This is a genomic window from Streptomyces sp. NRRL S-495 (genome assembly GCF_000966955.1).
GTDB classification, from domain to species: domain Bacteria; phylum Actinomycetota; class Actinomycetes; order Streptomycetales; family Streptomycetaceae; genus Kitasatospora; species Kitasatospora purpeofusca.
Genome location: NZ_JZWY01000703.1, coordinates 1 through 4179, shown reverse-complemented (window position 1 = coordinate 4179; position 4179 = coordinate 1). Strand labels below are relative to the sequence as shown.

Sequence of the window (4179 nt, the reverse complement as noted above, 5' to 3'; positions counted from 1 at the left end):
GTGCCCGCCGTCCCCGCCACCCCCAAGCCGCCCGGGCAGCGCCGGGTGATCGGCCGGCCCACCGGCCGGATCGACGCCCGCGACATCGTCACCGGCCGCGCCAAGTACGCCGGCGACCTCGCCGTGCCCGGCGCGGTGCCGACCGTCGTCGCCCGGCCCACCACCATCAACGGCACCCTGGCCTCGCTCGACGCCTCCGCCGCCCGCACCATGCCGGGCGTGCTCGCGGTGGTCACCGTGCCCAGCGGGGTGGCCGTTCTCGCCGAGACCTTCGACCAGGCCCTCAAGGCCCGCGACGCGCTGCGCACCTCCTGGAACCCGGGTCCGGTCGCCGCGCTCTCCGACCCCGAGATCCGGGGGAAGCTGCGGGCCGCGCACGCGCCGTTCCTGATCCCGCCGCTGCTCACCCAGTACGTGGACGGCGAGTTCGACTTCGCCTTCGTCAACCACGCGCCGATGGAGGTGCTGACGGCGGTCGCCGACGTCCGCCCGAACCGCGCCGAGGTCTGGTTCGCCGCGCAGACCCCGATCGTCGCGCAGCAGACCCTCGCCGCCGAACTCGGCCTGCCGCAGGACGCGGTGACGGTGCACGTGGTGCGCGGCGGCGGGTCGTTCGGCCGCCGGCTGTTCTACGACGCCGCCGTGGAGGCCGCGCAGATCTCCCGGGCCGCGGGCCGCCCGGTCAAGCTGATGTGGACCCGCAACGACGACATGCGGCACGGCCGGATGCGCCCCGCCAGCCACCACCGGGTCCGCGCCACCTACGGGCTGGGCCAGGTGCTCAGCTACGAGCACCGCGCCGCCACCGTGATGACCGACTTCGGCCACGGGCTCGGCGAGGCGCTCACCGCCGCCGGCTTCCAGCTCTCGGTCGCCGGGCTCTCGCTCGCCCAGGCCTTCTTCCTGCTCAGCCAGAGCAACCCGTACAACGTGGGCATCCCGACCCAGCTGCTGGCCGAGGTGCCGCTGAAGATCCCGACCGGCAGCTGGCGCTCGGTCTACTCGGGCACCGTCCGGGTCGCCGACGAGATCATGATGGACGAGCTGGCCCGCCGCCTCGGCCAGGACCCGGTGGCCTTCCGCCGCGCCCGGCTGCGGGAGCCGGCCGGCCGGGCCGTGCTCGACACGGTCGCCCGGGCGGGCGGCTGGGGCCGCGCCATGCCGGCCGGTCAGGCCCAGGGCATCGGCTACCACGCCGAGAACGGCGGCCGCGCCGCCTACCTGGTCGAGATCGACGCGACCGACCCGAAGCAGCCCCGGGTCACCAAGGCCGTGATCGCCGCCGATGTCGGCACGGTGATCAACCCCACCGGCCTGGAGGCCCAGCTGACCGGTGCGCTGATCGACGGGATCTCGGTGATCCTCCAGGCCGGCAACCACATCGACCGCGGCGCCGTCCGCGAGGGCAGCTTCGGCGACTTCCACTACGCGCGGCAACGGCACACCCCGCCGGTGGTCGAGATCCACCTGCTGCCGCCGAGCGGACCGCCCGGCGGCGCGGGCGAACTGGGCGTCCCGGCGGCCTCCGCCGCCGTCGCCAACGCCTACGCCCGGGCCACCGGAACCAGCCCGCGGTCCTTCCCGATCAACTTCTGACCCGCGGCCGACCCGCCTGACCCGGCCGACCCGGCCGACCCGCGTCCGACCCGCGGCCGACCCGCCCGACCCGCCCGATCGCTTCCGACCCGCTCCCACGACCCCCGAGGAACGCGCCCCCGATGCCCAGCCACACCTTCGTCCTCAACGGCCGACCGGTCACCGTCGAGGCACCGGACGACATGCCGCTGCTCTGGGTACTGCGCGACAAGCTCGGCGTCACCGGCCCCAAGTACGGCTGCGGCGTCGGCGTCTGCCGCGCCTGCACCAGCCACCTGGACGGCGAGGAGATCCAGCCCTGCACCGTGCCGGTCAAGGACTGCGCCGACCGCCGGGTCACCACCATCGAGGGCCTCGCCGACGGCGACACCCTGCACCCCGTCCAGGAGGCCTGGCTGGACTGCGACGTCGCCCAGTGCGGGTTCTGCCAGCCCGGCCAGATCATGACGGCGGTCGCGCTGCTGCGCCGCAACCCCGCGCCCACGGACGCCGACATCGACCAGATCCAGAACATCTGCCGCTGCGGCAGCTACCCCCGGATCCGCGAGGCCATCAAGCGCGCCGCCGCCAGGACCGCGCCCGGCAGCTGAGTCAGGACTGGTCCCAGGCCTCGACGGTCAGCAGCGCGTCCGCCGGACAGGCGGCGATCCGGTCCGGGTGCAGCTCGCGCGGCCGGAACTCCGCCCCGGCCCCGGCATCGGGCACCGAACCGTCGGCGAGCAGCGGCAGCACCTCGCCCGCCCGGGCCGTGTACCGGTGCGGGTAGCCGTCGAACCCCAGCTGCTCCGCCCGCCCGGCCGCGACCAGCCCGGCGATCCAGTCCAGCCCGCCGAGCCCGGTCTCCCACTTGGCCAGTACGACGTCCTCGCCGTCCCCCGCCGCCGGGACCGTCACCACGAACCACCAACCGAGCATTCCGACACCCCTCCCCCGCCGCGCCACCGCGGTCCCCCCCGAGCGTACGCGCCGCCGCCCGCTTCCGGCGTGTGTTCGCCGCGCCCGCCCCGGCCATGATCGAATCGTCCGTCGGGACCGGTCGGCGAGCCGGGGGGAGACGACATGGTGAGCGGGGGGAGACGGACATGGTGACCAGCGGCGGACGGGTGGCCGTCCTGGGCGGCGGGGTGGCCGGGCTCACGGCGGCGACGGAACTCGCCGAGCGCGGCTACCGGGTGACGGTGGTGGAGCCGACCGGCTGGGGCGGCAAGGCCCGCAGCTCCGCCGTCCCCGGCACCGGGACCGCTGGACGCCTCGACCTGCCGAGCGAGCACGGCTTCCGGTTCTTCCCCGGCTTCTACCGGAGCCTGCCGGACACCCTCCGCCGGATCCCGTTCGCCGGCCGGCCGGACGGCGTCGCCGGCAACCTCCGCGAGGCCACCCACATGCTGACGGCCCGCTCCGGCCGGGTCGGCGAACTCCGCACGGACGTCTCGCTCGCGGCCGGGGCACGCAGCCCGCTGGAGTTCCTCCGCGCGACCGCCCTGCGCCCCGGCAACGGAACCGCCCTCGGTCCCGGCCTGACCGACCAGGAACTGCTCTACTACGCGAACCGGCTGCTGGTCTACATGACCAGCAGCGACGAACGGCGGCTCGGGCAGTGGGAGTCCACCTCCTGGTGGGACTTCACCCGCGCCGACGGCGCCTCGGAGGAGTACCGCCGGACGTGCGTGGTCGGAAACACCCGCACGGTGGTGGCCGCCCGGGCCGAGGTGTGCAGCACCCACACCGTCGGCGGCTTCCTGGAGGCGTTCGGCTACGGCTTCCTCGGCCTCGGCGAGGTGCAGGCCGCCGACCGGGTGCTGAACGCCCCGACCAGCACCGCCTGGATCGACCCGTGGGTCGCGCACCTCGGCGCCCTGGGCGTCCGGACCGAGCTCGGGTGGGCGGTGGAGCGGCTGACGGTGGCCGGCGGCGCGGTCTCCGGCGCGGTGCTGCGCGGACCGCACGGGCGGCGCAAGGAGCTGACGGCCGACCACTACGTCTGCGCGCTGCCGGTCGACCGGATCGGGGCCCTGCTGGAACGCGGACTGGCGGCCGCCGATCCGGAACTGAAGAGCGTCACGGAGCTGCGGACCGACTGGATGGTGGGCATCCAGTTCTACCTGACCGAACCGGTGCCGGTGGTCCGCGGCCATGTGCAGTACCTCGATTCGCCCTGGGCGCTGACCTCGATCAGCCAGGCCCAGTTCTGGGACTGCGACTTCCGCGCGACGTACGGCGACGGCACGGTCGCCGACTGCCTGTCGGTCGACATCTCGGACTGGGACACCCCGGGCATCCGCTACGGCAAACCGGCCCGCGAGTGCACCCGGGCCGAGGTCGCCGCCGAGGTCTGGGCCCAGCTCTGCGACGGACTCAACGGCCCCGGCCGGCCGACCCTGCACCGGGGGCTGCTGCACTCCTGGCACCTGGACCCGGCGGTGCGCGGCCTGGACGGACCGGGCCCGGCCGTCAACGACGAGCCCCTGCTGATCAACACCACCGGCTCCTGGGCGGCCCGCCCGGCCGCCGCGACCGCGGCGCCCAACCTCTTCATGGCCGGCGACCACGCCCGGTGCCCGGTCAACCTGGCCACCATGGAGG

At 75.0% G+C, this 4179-nt stretch carries 4 protein-coding genes; 3 read left to right on the top strand and 1 reads right to left on the bottom strand.

The features are described from left to right. Together VR45_RS31260 and VR45_RS31255 are read left to right on the top strand one after the other, a co-directional pair. The coding region (locus VR45_RS31260) for a molybdopterin cofactor-binding domain-containing protein (RefSeq protein ID WP_045943247.1) at positions 1-1596 on the top strand (1596 nt) is incomplete at its 5' end. Between the two features lie 122 nt (positions 1597-1718). Further along, a complete protein-coding gene (locus tag VR45_RS31255) occupies positions 1719-2186 on the top strand; it encodes a (2Fe-2S)-binding protein (protein ID WP_045943246.1) in 468 nt (155 codons plus the stop codon). Position 2187: 1 nt separating this feature from the next. Here the strand turns inward: VR45_RS31255 and VR45_RS31250 are convergent, their stop codons facing one another. Next, entirely contained in the window at positions 2188-2511 is a 324-nt protein-coding gene (locus VR45_RS31250; RefSeq protein ID WP_045943245.1) for a hypothetical protein, read from the bottom strand. 167 nt (positions 2512-2678) lie between these two features. On the opposite strand from VR45_RS31250, the gene VR45_RS31245 reads away from it, so the two are divergent. Continuing rightward, positions 2679-4179: FAD-dependent oxidoreductase (locus VR45_RS31245; protein WP_045943244.1), on the top strand; the 1501-nt coding region annotated here is incomplete at its 3' end.

Coding starts and splice junctions, on each gene's coding strand:
- VR45_RS31255 (WP_045943246.1), top strand. CDS start 1,719: ATGCCCAGCCACACCTTCGTCCTCAACGGCCGACCGGTCACCGTCGAG.
- VR45_RS31250 (WP_045943245.1), bottom strand. CDS start 2,511: ATGCTCGGTTGGTGGTTCGTGGTGACGGTCCCGGCGGCGGGGGACGGC.